Annotated in this window: 10 protein-coding genes; 4 read left to right on the forward strand and 6 right to left on the reverse strand. The window is 48.4% G+C overall.

Annotated features, from left to right (window positions below; translation table 11 throughout):
- From ABEW34_RS14940 to ABEW34_RS14965, 6 genes are all read right to left on the reverse strand, one after another.
- Nucleotides 1–1,140: a glycosyltransferase family 4 protein gene (locus ABEW34_RS14940; protein WP_430159997.1), complete on the reverse strand. Its 1,140-nt coding sequence runs from the start codon at nt 1,138–1,140 to the stop codon at nt 1–3.
- A 188-nt stretch (nt 1,141–1,328) separates the two neighbouring features.
- The gene (locus ABEW34_RS14945; protein ID WP_081418743.1) at nt 1,329–1,994 is read right to left on the reverse strand and encodes a sugar transferase; all 666 of its coding nucleotides are present in this window, start codon (nt 1,992–1,994) and stop codon (nt 1,329–1,331) included.
- A complete protein-coding gene (gene galU / locus ABEW34_RS14950; RefSeq protein ID WP_430159998.1) occupies nt 1,991–2,908 on the reverse strand; it encodes a UTP--glucose-1-phosphate uridylyltransferase GalU in 918 nt (305 codons plus the stop codon). Before galU ends, ABEW34_RS14945 begins: the two co-directional genes overlap by 4 nt.
- Before the next feature lie 985 nt (nt 2,909–3,893).
- A complete protein-coding gene (locus ABEW34_RS14955; RefSeq protein WP_056033748.1) occupies nt 3,894–4,571 on the reverse strand; it encodes a CpsD/CapB family tyrosine-protein kinase in 678 nt (225 codons plus the stop codon).
- Nucleotides 4,552–5,304, reverse strand: coding sequence for a YveK family protein (locus ABEW34_RS14960; protein ID WP_430159999.1), 753 nt, complete (start codon nt 5,302–5,304; stop codon nt 4,552–4,554). Before ABEW34_RS14960 ends, ABEW34_RS14955 begins: the two co-directional genes overlap by 20 nt.
- Nucleotides 5,305–5,615: 311 nt before the next feature.
- Nucleotides 5,616–6,116, reverse strand: a complete 501-nt coding sequence (locus ABEW34_RS14965) for a hypothetical protein (protein WP_430160000.1) — start codon at nt 6,114–6,116, stop codon at nt 5,616–5,618.
- 1,055 nt (nt 6,117–7,171) lie between these two features.
- On the opposite strand from ABEW34_RS14965, the gene ABEW34_RS14970 reads away from it, so the two are divergent.
- The 4 genes from ABEW34_RS14970 (at nt 7,172) to ABEW34_RS14985 (ending at nt 13,135) form a co-directional block, all read left to right on the forward strand.
- On the forward strand, nt 7,172–8,986 hold the full coding sequence (locus tag ABEW34_RS14970) for an HSP90 family protein (RefSeq protein WP_430160001.1): 1,815 nt from the start codon (nt 7,172–7,174) through the stop codon (nt 8,984–8,986).
- 28 nt (nt 8,987–9,014) lie between these two features.
- Nucleotides 9,015–10,070, forward strand: coding sequence for a hypothetical protein (locus ABEW34_RS14975; RefSeq protein ID WP_430160002.1), 1,056 nt, complete (start codon nt 9,015–9,017; stop codon nt 10,068–10,070).
- Between the two features lie 72 nt (nt 10,071–10,142).
- Complete coding sequence (locus ABEW34_RS14980; RefSeq protein WP_430160003.1) at nt 10,143–11,195, forward strand: hypothetical protein; 1,053 nt, start codon at nt 10,143–10,145, stop codon at nt 11,193–11,195.
- Nucleotides 11,196–11,404: 209 nt separating this feature from the next.
- Nucleotides 11,405–13,135 carry a methyl-accepting chemotaxis protein gene (locus tag ABEW34_RS14985; protein ID WP_430160004.1) on the forward strand — a complete coding sequence of 577 codons (1,731 nt, stop codon included), beginning with the start codon at nt 11,405–11,407 and terminating at the stop codon, nt 13,133–13,135.
- The last annotated feature ends 21 nt before the right edge of the window (nt 13,136–13,156 follow it).

A 13,156-nucleotide genomic window follows, 5' to 3' on the forward strand; every position in this document is an offset into this window, starting at 1 on the left:
CTAGGCCTGCACTTTCATCGGATTAAACCGTTCATTAAAGCTGCCGCTGACGATGCTGGAAATGTGGTACAAAAACGCCTCTACAGAAAACTGCTGTGCGTTCTGGCGGCAGTTCGCATCCGTCATCATCCAGGAGAGCAGCTCAAACTGCCGTACCGCATCAATGACCGATTCCGCATCCTGCTTCTCAAAAAACAAGCCGGTAGGATTGTTTTCGCCCAGCCCTTTGACGATATCCTGAGCGCCGCCCTTGCCGTAGGCAATAACGGGCGTTCCCGCTGCCTGAGCCTCGACCATGCTAATGCCGAAGTCCTCTTCACCTGCGAAAATAAAAGCTTTGGCCTGCTGCATATGCTTAAGGAGCACGGCATTGGGCTGGTAGCCGAGCAGCTTGACGTTCGGCGTTGCCAGCTGCTTCAGCGTCTTCATCTCCGGGCCGTCGCCAATGACAATCAGCTCCTTGTCCGGCATTTTGGCAAAGGCCTCGACGACCAGATCAATCCGCTTATATGGAACAAGCCTCGAAGCGGTAAAATAATAGTCCTTCCGATCCTGATTGGAGTGATTGCCGAACGCCTTCACTTCAACCGGCGGATACACAACCTGTGCCTGGCGGCGATAAATTTTGTGAATGCGCCGGGCGATATAGGACGAGTTCGCGAGAAACACATCTACGCCGTTCGCTGTCCGCACATCCCACATGCGAATTTGGTGCAGCAGCAGCTTGGATACGAGCTGCTTCAGCTTGCCCAGCTCGCTTAAATATTGATGCTGCAAATCCCAGGCATAACGAATCGGCGTATGCACATAAGAAATATGAATTTGATCAGGGCCCGTAATAATGCCTTTCGCGACCGCATGCGAGCTGGATATGATGACATCATAGCCGGATAAGTCAAACTGCTCGACCGCCAGCGGCATAAAAGGAAGATACGTTTTGTACATTTTTTTCGCAAAAGGCAGCTGCTGAATAAAAGTTGTAATCGGCTTTTTCCCCTTCAGCATATGGCGGTCCTTCTCTTCCAGAAAATCAATTACACAGAACAGGTCTGCGTCGGGGTAAATATTCAGCAGTTGTTCCACTACCTTCTCTGAACCTGCATAGGTTACCAGCCATTCATGAACGATAGCCACTCTCATAGGGCAACTCCTTTGTCTTATTGCATATAGGGGAAAGCTGCGTGAAAAGGTTGGTCTCCGGCCGCTGTTGCAGCTTCATTTTCTGAATAAACCGCCTTTGCGGTAAAAATGAAGCTGCAAAAATCGGACGCTAACGCTCCTCCGACCAACCTTTTCACTCCGCTAATCCTTTTTGCCATTTTTTAATTTCAATAAGCGCCTTTACGCAGCAGCACGATAATGACTGTGCGATATAATATTTTCAGATCCAGCCATACGGACTGGTTGTAGACGTAGAATAGCTCAAGATCGACGCGCTCAGGATACCCCACGTCGCTGCGTCCGCTTACTTGCCAATAGCCGGTTACTCCCGGCTTGACCGACAGGAAGGGCACTGCCTTCTCTCCATATTCCTTCAGCTCGTCACGCACGATTGGGCGCGGTCCGACCAGGCTCATCTCGCCCTTCAGCACATTGATGAGCTGGGGAAGCTCGTCCAGGCTCGTTTTGCGCAGGAAGCTGCCGATTTTCGTGACGCGCGGGTCTTCGGATGGATCAAGCTTGTAGCTGTTGTCGATGTATTTCTTGTACAATACCGGGTCGGCGCGCAGCCGCTGCTCGGCATCATGCAGCATGGAGCGAAACTTGATGATGCTGAACGTATTGCCCTTATGGCCAATCCGCTTCTGCTTGAAAAATACCGTTCCCTTCGGATCGCTGATCTTAATGAGCAAAGCGACGAGCATGAACACCGGAAGCAGAAAAATAATGCCCGCCAGCGAGCATAAGACATCAATAATCCGCTTCGCTGCGGCTTGCAGCGAGAGAGTCAGCGTGCGGGCTTCCGACTTGTATTGTGGCCGATTTACACTCATACGCTATCCCTCCTCAGTGCTTGGAGCTGGCTGGCCTGCTGCTGCTCGACTATTTCCTCAAGTGCCGTCATGAGCGGAAGCTTAAGCTCCTTATTGCGAAGGGCGAAGTCAATCGTCGTTAAAATAAAGCCAAGCTTTTCTCCGACATCATAACGTTTGCCTTCAAAATCATAAGCAAAAACGCCTTCGCTTTCATTCAGCTTTTGAATCGCGTCGGTTAATTGAATTTCATCGCCGGCGCCCTTCTCCTGCAGCTCCAGAAAATCAAAAATTTCCGGCGTCAGCACGTAACGGCCCATAATCGCCAAATTGGACGGGGCATGTCCCGGCTTCGGCTTCTCGACGAAACGGTTAACCTGTACGAGCCGGCTGCCTTCTACTTCCATCCCTACCGGATCGACAATGCCATACCGCTGCGTCTGATCGACAGATACGGTCTGAACGCCGATGACCGATTTCCCCGTCGCATCATATTGCTCAATGAGCTGCCTTGTGCAAGGCACCTCGGATTCGACAATGTCATCGCCAAGCAGAACGGCGAATGGTTCATTGCCAATAAATTTGCGGGCGCACCATACAGCATGGCCGAGCCCCTTTGCTTCTTTTTGACGAATATAATGGATCGTTACATTGGAGGAACGCTGCACGGCTTGCAGCAGCTCCAGCTTGCCTTTCTCAATCAACGTGTGCTCCAGTTCAAATGCGATGTCAAAATGGTCCTCAATAGCCCGCTTCCCTTTGCCTGTTACGATAATAATGTCTTCGATACCGGATGCGATGGCTTCTTCGACGATGTATTGAATCGTCGGCTTGTCGACAATCGGCAGCATCTCCTTCGGCATTGCTTTCGTTGCAGGCAAGAAGCGCGTTCCAAGTCCAGCTGCAGGAATAATTGCTTTTGTCACTTTTTTCATCATCCATCACCCTATCCTTCTTCGATTTTTTATTTAATTTGGAAGCAGTTCATGGGAGTTAAAAGTTCCAGCTATACTCTCGTGTGCCTGGCTCCTCTCCTATACATGATCGTATAGCTCGAACTTCTAAATGCTTTCACTCCTTTTCGCCCGTTTTTCTGCACGTAATAGTGTGGAGGAGTTCGGGTGAAAGGGAATCAGCGCTGCGTAAAAGGTTTGGATTACGATCGCCGTTGCCCCTGAATTTTTTGAATTATCCGCATCTGCGGTAAAAATTCAGAGGCAAAAGCGAACGCTACGCTTCTCCATTCCAAACCTTTCACTCCGCTTGCCCCTTTCACCCAAACTCCTCGCTAAATTAAAGGGCATCTAACCCCTCCTCACCCCACACCACCGACGCTCTACGTCTAAGGCCGTTCGCAGCCCACAGCATGATCGAGTGCCTCCAGTGATATAGGTGCAGGAGACATTACCCAAGGTGAAACGGCTGTCGCCGTCCTTTGGCGGCACGGCGCGTTTCATTCCGAGAAATATAGAGAAAGGATGAAAAAATCATATACTTTCCTATATTTCAAGCGTAAACGGCTGTCGCCGTCCTTTGGCAGCAAAGCTACCGTTTCGCGATGAAATATAAGCCCATTAATAATTGTGAAACTTATTAATTCTTATATTTTCAAAAAAACAAATTGCTAGCAGTTGTTGGATCACTTCAATTTCGGTTTAAAAATAGTGATGAAAATGGCGAAGCGGAATGAAAGGCTTGAGCTGGAGAAGCGTTAGCGTTCGCTTAAAGCTTTCCGCAGGAAAGCAGCATCGTAAGCATATGCTTTTACCCTTGCATTCCCCCCTATAAGGGGGCTCATTCGAGGAATGCAAGGGTAATGGCGATCGGAAGCCAAGCCTTTCATGCAGTGGAGCCTTTTTCATTCACGCTTTTAAACTAAACGATTAAGAGATTACAAATACTCAAAACGAAACCTCACACTCATTGGTAGTAATATAAATACCCTTCCGAGCTGCTCCGCTTGATTTTATTGAGCACTACCCCCAAAATTCTCGCTTTCACATGCTCCAGGCTCGCCTTTGCTTTGATGGCGACTTCCTTCTTGACTGTGCCGGAATCAATGACGAGGACGACGCCGTCGGACTTGGATGCTACGATTTGCGCATCCGTCACGACCATGATCGGCGGGGTATCGACAATGATAATGTCGTAATGCTCCTTCATTTTTTCCAGCAGCTGGTCCATTCGCTTCGATGCCAGCATCTCCGAAGGATTTGGCGGAACCGGTCCTGCCGGTAAAATGCTGAGTCCGCTCACCGAGGTGGCCTGAATCGCGGTCTCCCATTCCTTCTGATTGCTCAGCACCGAGGTTAGGCCAATCTGATTGGATACCCGAAACAGCTGATGCTGCGTCGGCTTGCGCATATCGGCGTCTATCAACAGCACCCTCTTGTTCGACTGCGCGTAAGTGACGGCAATGTTTGCCGAGGTTGTGCTTTTGCCTTCATTCATCTTCGTGGAGGTGACCATCAGAGTGCGAATTTCTTCCTCCAAATTGGAGAAATCAATATTCGTTCTAAGGATGCGGTAAGCCTCCGATATCGGCGACTTTGGGTTCGTTTCCGTAATGAGCGGCCAATTAGGCTTCGTACGTGACATTATTTTTCCCCCTCATCGGTTGGTCTATGGAATGGTCCTTGTGCTTGCCTAGATCAACCTCGCGGATTTTCGGAATGAGTGACAGCGTCGGCAAGCCAAGCACCGCCTGAATGTCTTCCTCCGTCTTAATCGTATCGTCGAGATAATCGAGCAGCAGCGCGAATCCAATGCCTACCAGCATAGAGAGTGCAATCGCAATCGCAATATTCATCGTCGGCTTAGGCGACACAGGAGGCGGTGAGAGCGTATGATCGGCTTCGTATAAAATCGACACATTATCAACCTGCATCAAGCTCGGCAGCTCCTGCATGAACACCTCCGATACCGCATTCGCAATTTTTGCGGCCCGGCTGTAAGAGGAATCCTTGGCAGTGACCGACATCACCTGCGTGTCGTTGACTGAGGTTACACTAATCCGTTCAATCAGCTCGCCTGTCGTAAGGTCTAGCTCAGGATACTTCTGGGCAACCTTGCCCATTACCCTCGGCGTTCTTATAATTTCCTTGTACGTCTTCACCAGTTGTATGTTGGAGTTGATCGTGCTTAGATCCAGCTTGGCGATAATATCGTTTTGACTGCCTGTCTGATTAACGATCAGCTTGGTCGACGCCTCATATTCCGGCTGTTGAAAATAATAAGAATAGATGCCTGTGGCGACCCCTGCCATGCAGACGAGCGCTGTTATCAACCAGATTCTTTTTTTCACAACATGCCAATATTGTTTCAATTCCAATGCATATACCTCCATAAAAGATTATTCAAAACGCGACCTGTTGGGTAAAAAAAAGAGGTGCCTACCATTTACGCCGCCCAGCTGCCCGGCCCTTTTAAGCAACTTTCTGCATCGGGCAGGCAGCCATTTTACACCTTTCTCTATCATTCGACAGTTTTATCCTTTTGCAAAAATACTCAATATGAGCTTTTTCGACTTGATTATATTCATAAAGAATAACTTTTTCAAGGTGTTTTGAAAATTAGTTTTCTGAATTTTCAAAACTTTCATTGAAAATATAGACAATGGATATGATTTTCCCTATCCTTTCTCTATATTTCTACGCGAAACGGTAGCTTTGCCACCAGAGGACGGCTTTCGGCTGTTTGCGCTTGCATAGAGGCCCTTTTCGCCAACCTGTTCTCTGACAAAAACTGTTGGAATGAACCGCCCTCAAGGACATGATCCATCATATCTTCAAACGTGCCATTAATTCCTTTTTTACGCAGCAGCAGCGTCAGCAGCTCGGCTAAATCAATACGAGGCCTTGCCTCGGAAGGCACGTAACGCTGCTCTTCATAAGCGAATACCTTCTCCTGCTTCATTGGATATTGCACCATAAGCAGCCATTCTGTCAGGCTTCTTCCTGCAGTTCTCCCTGGTTCGGGCGCAAACATTGGATCGTCAGCAAGCTTTTTGAAAAAGGCCTTCACCTTTAGAACGCGCTGCTTCTGCTGCACAAGCTCGTGGAGATCATCAGCGATTTGCTCGAGCTGCTCTCCCACAACGCCGTACTCATCCACCCGTCTGAGTGATTGTTGATTCGTTACCATCCTAATCCCTCCACCTCTTTTTGAAAATATATAAGCGGGCAACCTATCCAAGTGCGCTCTTTTTAGTATGTCGTATATTATGCGTATTGAATAAGTATAAAAGAAGAATTCCGAAAAGAGTGTCAGTTTGTGTCGAATTAAATAAATTGATCATTTAGCCCATTAACTACCCCACGCGTCCTATATCCAATTTCAGTAAATTGTTGAGGTATTGTATAACCGTGCTTTATTGTCTACAAAAGGCCACTTTCAGCATAGGTACAGCGGTTAAGCTGCAGCAGGCAAAATGAGAACTTTATTGCGCTTTTTAGACGCAACAAACAGCCGTTGATTCGCTAATGGCAGGCGGAGCGGCATGTCAGTTTATTTTATAGGCGCCATGCGGCATGACGGCGTTTTGGCCTTCGCTTTATTTTCAGAAAAATGAACAAAAAAACGCTTGCGCTATGAACGAATGTTCTAAGCTTTGCAAGCGTTCCAATGTTTCAATATACTATCCCGAATCGTCTGATTCAATAGCCGCATAAGGCTAGTTAATTAGCTTTAATATTAACCAAATTAAGAGGATCCAGAAGGGCAGCGCGAGAAGAATACCGTTTAATATGCCGACTTTTAAGCTTCCTTTGCGAAAAAACATGGTATGCCGCCTCCTTCTATTATACTGTATAGTTTTATTATACCCCATTCCTTTCCTCCTATACCGATCCAATAAGCATGCGTGACTATTTGGAAACTTTAGGTAGTCGCGAAGGGTATAGGCGTATGGGCCGCATGACTCATTATTTTGAAACAGCTCTTTCTTGTCCTCCTATCAAGGTGGAGACGCACCGAAAACTTTGTTCCCTATTTTACAAAAAAATTAAGCTTCCTTCTCGCATCTTCTATTCTAGTGTCCACCTCTGCAACTATAACTGTTTGAAAGATAGGGATTTAGGGTATAAGCTTATGGGCCAAACGGCTCATTATGCTATAAATATTGGAATTGCATGTATGGAAAATAGTAGAATGGCTAGGACGATGTAAACTAAAAACCTTCTATAATAAAGGAGAATCCGATGAGCAACGAGCAAGAGTATCGCTTTCAAGTCAATTTAAGCGGAATGATAAACATACTTTCCAACCATTTATATAGTAGTCCCAATGTATATTTGCGCGAGCTTCTGCAAAACGCGACGGACGCTATTACCGCACGTGGACAGCTTGAGCCTGGTTACACCGGAAACGTGACGGTAGAAATTGCAGGCAGCGGCAGTCACACGACGATGACGGTTGAGGATAACGGTGTAGGGCTGACCGAGGAGGATATTCATCAGTTTCTAGCAATGATCGGTCATTCCTCCAAGGTTGGTCAGGATTTTATCGCAAAAGAAACCTCATTCATCGGCCGTTTCGGCATCGGTCTGCTGTCCTGCTTTATGGTCAGCGACGAAATCGTCGTTCTGACCCAATCGGTGAAGGGCGGTCCATCCATGGAATGGCGCGGCAAGCCGGACGGGACGTATACGATCCGCCAGCTGAGCACCCAATTGTCACCGGGAACGAAAATTTATTTGCGCTGCAAGCCCGACAGCGAGCCATATTACGAGCCCCAAATGGTTGAGGATTTACTATTCTATTATGGCGCTTTGCTGCCCTATCCGGTTAAGCTGCATGCCAATGGAGATGCGAAGACGATTAACGAGTCGCGGCCGGACTGGATTTTACAGCCGGAGCTGGCGCGCGGCCGTCGCCGCGAAGTGCTTGCCTTCGGTGAAAAGCTGCTGGGCGAGCCGCTGCAGGATTTCATCCCGCTCCAAACAGCGAATGGCCGAACGGGCGGAATCGCCTTTATTTTGCCGCATAGTGTGAACCTGAATGCCCGCCGTTCCCATAAAGTGTATCTGAAGCAAATGCTCGTCTCCGATAAAGCGGAAAATATTTTGCCGGAATGGGCGTTTTTCGTCAAATGCATCATCTGGACAGATGAGCTTCAGCCGACGGCATCACGCGAGCATTTCTATGAGGATGAAAGGCTGGAATCGGTGCGCCAGGAGCTTGGACAATCGATCCGCAATGAGCTTATGCGCATTGGCGAATATGAGCCTGACCGCTTGCAGCGCATTATTCAGCTGCATGCTTTGTCGATGAAGGCACTGGCTGCGCAGGATGAGGATTTCCTGCAAACCATTTATCGCTGGATTACCTTTGAAAGCACCTACGGAGAACGAACATTTGGCGAGCTGATGGCCGATAATAAAAAAATATTTTATACGTTATCTGTTGATGAATACCGTCAAATTACCCATGTTGCCGCAGCGCAATCGATGCTCGTCCTAAATGGCGGCTATATTTATAACCATGAATTGCTTGAGCGCTTGTCGATCCTTCTTCCCGAGCTGGAAATGGAAAGGCTGCTGCCGGAAGATGTATCGCTGTCCTTCGAGGACTTGACGAATGAGGAGCGCAATCAATTTTACGAGCGAATTCGCCTTGCGGATGGGGCTTTGCAGCGCTTCCGCTGTCAAATTCAGCTCAAACGTTTTGCTCCAGCAGAGCTTCCTGCCCTTTATACGCTGTCGAAGGAATCCTCGTCGCTGCGCTCCTTGGAGAAAGCGAAGGAAAACAGCTCGGATCTGCTCGCTTCTGTACTCGGCAATCTTGGCGCGAGTTTTACGGAATCAGCGTATTCGACGCTTTATTTTAACTTAAACAATCCGCTCGTCCAGAAGATTTTCACCAGTGCCGACAACCAAATGTTCACAACCGCTGCCCAAATGCTGTATACGAATGCATTGCTGATGGGCCATTATCCGATGACGCGCGAGGAGCTTGGTGTCCTTGGCCAAGGCATGGTTAAATTTATCGACTGGGGACTATCATCGAACGCCTAAAAAGCTTGAGACACAAGGAGGAACAGGAATGGAGCACGATTTTGAAGATTTAATGGATCAGGCCTATGATCTGCCCCCCGGCGCAGCTAAGCTGGAAGTGCTGGAGGCTGCCGTGAGAATTGCAGATGCAGAAGGCGATGTCGAAAACGCCTTTGAGGCGAGAGGCGAAATTGTGGAGACGGCTATTTTTCACGGTTACCCGCTCAAAGCGATTATCGCTTTCTCCTGGCAGCTGGGACAATCTGACCAAGAGCCAGACAATTATGATAGCAGCGATTTAATGTGGTCCTACAAATGGATTGTCGGCAACATTTCGAATTTCCCGGAAATTCCGATGTCGCAAATTCAAGAGCTTGTCGAGGATTTGGGCAAGCGCTATAAGGAGCACGGCTACAGCCGCCGCACTTATTTATATTACCGCTCTCGCCTCGCCTTAAGCCATGGGAAGCTGAATGAAGCCAAGGATTTTCTCGAGCAGATGATGAAGGTCGATCGGGACTATATGACCGATTGCATCGCCTGCGAGCAAAATCATATCGTGGAGCTTTATGCGCAGCTGGGCGAAGATGAACAAGCTTTAAAGGCGGCAGAGCCGATCTTATCGGGCAAAATGAAATGCGCTGAAGTGCCTCATATTACGCTGCCGCACCTGCTTTCTCCTTTGCTGCGTCAGGGATCATCAGAGGAAGCACAAAAGCTTCATACGAAAGGCTATCGCCTCGTCAAAGGCAAGCGCGATCTGCTCGATAGCGTCGCACAGCATATTCATTATTTGACGGATGTGAATCCGGCGAAGGCGGTAGAGGTTGTCGAGCTGCATTTGGCATTTATCCTTGACCATGAGAATCCTTATGAGGTTATGCGATTTAATTTATTCACAGCACGGCTGCTGAAGAAGTTAATTAACGAGGGATCTGAAGTAAAGCTGCGTCTGCCGGCATCCTTCCTCACTGTGCATGAAGATACAAGTCTGCCCGCGCTTGCTGCGCACTTTGAAGCACTTGCGCTATCGGCAGCAAAACGTTTTGATGCTCGCAATGGCAATGATTATTATAGTAACAATGCCGCGAGCTTGCTCGTTTAACTCGCCTGATGAGGCCTCTTGGCGCTTCTATTGCCATGTATTTAACAAAAAAACAGAGGAGCATCTATGGAAATGGATTTTGAGGATTTAATGAACCAGGCGTATGACCTCCCTCCCGGCGCTGCCCAGCTTGAGGTGCTGGAGGCTGCCGTTCGGCTCGCAGATGCCCAGGGTGATATTGAAAATGGTTTTTATGCGCGCCACCAAATTGTGAAAACCGCTGGATTTCATGGTTTCCCGCTGAAGGCGATTATCGCCTTCTCCTGGCAGCTAGGCCAATATGATCAAAACCCTGAGGAATATGATGGCAGAAGCTTGTTATGGCGATATAAATGGATCGTCGGCACCATTTCGAATTTCCCGGAAATTCCAATGCCGCAAATCCAGGAGCTGCTGGAGGATATGGGCAAGCGTTATAAGGAGCATGGCTACAGCAATCGCACTTATTTATATTTCCGCTCCCGGCTCGCTCTTGACCATGGCAAGCTTGATGAAGCCAAAGATTATCTCCAGCAATTTATGAAAGCATTTCGGGACCATATGAGCGATTGCATCGCCTGTGAGCAGCATTATATTGTCATGCTGTATTCAAGACTGGGCGAGGATGAGCAAGCATTAAAGGCAGCGGAGCCGATTTTATCAGGGAACATGAAATGTGCTGAGGTCCCTCATATTACGTTGCCAGAGCTGCTCCTGCCTATGCAACGCCAAAACCTTCATGAGGAAGCTAAAAAAGCGCATACGAAAGGCTATCGTCTCGTAAAAGGCAAGCGCGATCTATTGGAAAGCGTCGCCCTGCATATTGAATATTTGACGGTAACCAAGCCAGCGAAAGCGATTGAGGCTGTAGAGCTGCATTTGGCTTTCGCACTTGATCATGAGAACCCTTATGAAGTAATGCTGTTTAATCTATGTACGGCACGTCTGCTGAAGAAGCTGGTTCAAGAAGGATCGAATGTGATGCTCCGGCTTCCCGCCTCCTTTCTTGCGGCGCATGAAGATACCAGCCTTCCGGCGCTCGCCGCTCATTTTGAAAACCTCGCCACTGCGGCGGCACAACGTTATGATGCACGCAATGGCAATGACTTTTATAGTAAAAAGATAGCCGATAAGCTGCTCATGTAGTGTGCCTGGCGGAGCTGCCTAGTACACAATACTTGTAATGAAGCGAAGCGGTGGCGTTAATGTTCAACATGGCCAAGCGCTTGACCGACACCGAACATCAGTTTTGGCAAAATTTTGGCCCTTGTCCTCTAAAACTGTTATGGAAAACGTAGTTTTCACCGATATATATTACATATTAGGTTAACTTTTAGAGAAGAGGGCGGGATTCTATGTTAAAACTATCTTTACGCTGGCGGCTTGCTCTGCTTGCTGCAATTCCGCTTATTGCGTATGTGCTGTCGAGCTTGTATTACCTTAACGGGCAGCAGCAAATTGTGCGTACGATGACAGAGGAGATTTATGACACATCCAATCAGGTCAATTCACTGATTTTGAATGCAGACCGAGACATGTATCAAGCTTATCAAGCGTATTTAAAAGTGGAGTCTGGTACGTTAAACACAGCCGAGATCGATGAAGCGCGCAAAGAGCTGTCCGAAAATATTGCGCAGGTATCCGAACGCGTCGGACAAGCAAATGCTATTATTGAGGCCCAATCTTTGCAAAAATTAGCATATGGTGAATCTGGCCGGACGATTGAAGACATTTTGGGCCAATTTCAGCCGAAATTTGAATTATGGTCCTCTGCAGCCATACAGGCTGCTGCTGGGGAGCAGCACCAGTTCCGCAATGCAGAAATTGACGACGCTTTTAAATCCAGCCGCTCTGGCATTGACGAGATTGGAGAAAGCTTGGACAAGCATTCAGAGCTGACGATAGCTGCCATCAACGAAGAGGTCGAGCAAAATCAGCTTGTAGCCTTTATAGCAACTACTTTAGTTACGCTCTTTTTAGTTGTCGTCGTTATCATCACCGTACGTCAAATTATGCGGACGGTCCGCACGATTGTCTCCAAATCCATTCAAGTAGCGGCGGGAGATTTGACGGTGCAGCGGGATGAAAATCCTGGAAACGATGAGCTTGGCCGCATATCAGCTGCCGTTGATCATATGATTGACACGATGCGCAAGCTGATTAGCGGCATTTCGGAGTCCGCGATTGAGGTAAGCGCTGCCTCCTCCCAGCTGACAGCCGCATCACAGGAATCGACTGAGGCGGCAGAGCATACCGCGATTCGGATACAGGAGGTTGCTCAAAGCTCGATGGTTCAAGCGAGAACGGCGCAGGAGACGTCCCGTGCGATTGATGAGATGGCGGTGGGCATTCAACGGATTGCCGAAAATACAACTTCCATTGCGATGCATTCCTCTGGAACGTCAGAGCAAACCGAGCAAAGCCAGCAGGCTTTGAATACGCTCGTTAACCAGATGGAGGACATTCGCGTTGTCATAACGAAGCTGTCCGAAAGCATTCATTCCCTTGAGCATCGCTCGCAGCAAATCGGCAAAATCGCTCAAAATATTACCGCATTCGCCGGACAAACGAATATTTTATCACTCAACGCCTCCATTGAGGCTGCACGTGCAGGGGATCAAGGAAAAGGGTTTGCCGTTGTGGCAGAGGAAATTCGCAAGCTGGCAGCGGCCTCGCTGGAATCGGCGGAAGGCATCAATACGCTCGTAGCTGGCACGCGCAGTGAAATTGCCAGTGCATCGAGCTATATGGCGACAACCGTTCAAGAGGTCAAAAATGGCGGTGGGCAACTGAACGTTGTACAGGAGCGGCTGGGTGCCATCTCTATCGCGATTGAGCAAATTGCGAATCAGCTGCATGATAATTCAGCTATTGCTGAGCAATTATCCGCAGGCTCGCAGCAAATTAGTGCCTCGACAGAATCAGCTGCGGCAGGCGCTGCCTCCAATTTGGAGAAAACCGATGACGTGGCGGCCGCAACGGAGGAGCAGCTTGCACAGATGGAGCATATCGCATCATCAGCCCAAGCACTGAATCGCATTGTCGGTGATCTGGAGGCGGCTATTTCCAGCTTTAAAGTGAACTAACGAAGGTCTCCGTTTAACGGA

This window comes from Paenibacillus algorifonticola (genome assembly GCF_050481745.1).
Classification (GTDB): domain Bacteria; phylum Bacillota; class Bacilli; order Paenibacillales; family Paenibacillaceae; genus Pristimantibacillus; species Pristimantibacillus algorifonticola_A.